Source organism: Phormidium sp. CCY1219 (genome assembly GCF_055795085.1).
Genome location: NZ_JAYFEQ010000903.1, coordinates 1 through 250, shown reverse-complemented (window position 1 = coordinate 250; position 250 = coordinate 1). Strand labels below are relative to the sequence as shown.

Sequence of the window (250 nt, the reverse complement as noted above, 5' to 3'; positions counted from 1 at the left end):
CCTCTAACTGCAGGATAAATCCCGGTAGCAGGGGGTCTCCCGACACCGTGGCAGGATTATCCAGCACTTCTACTTCTGCACCGGGACGATAAATTTCCACTTGCCGAGTTTGGCGATTAATCAACCATCCCAATACCGTACCATTTTCGATATATTCTTTCATTTTCGCTTGGGTGGTTTTTAAACTATCGCTTGGCGACATAAGTTCGATCGCAAAATCCGGCGCAAAGGGGAGAAATTTCTCTTTTTC

Annotated in this window: 1 protein-coding gene; it reads right to left on the bottom strand. The window is 46.4% G+C overall.

Annotation, left to right across the window (positions count from 1 at the left end; genetic code table 11):
- On the bottom strand, positions 1–250 hold a 250-nt coding region (locus AC0QH1_RS29720), incomplete at both ends, for a Uma2 family endonuclease (protein WP_324635059.1).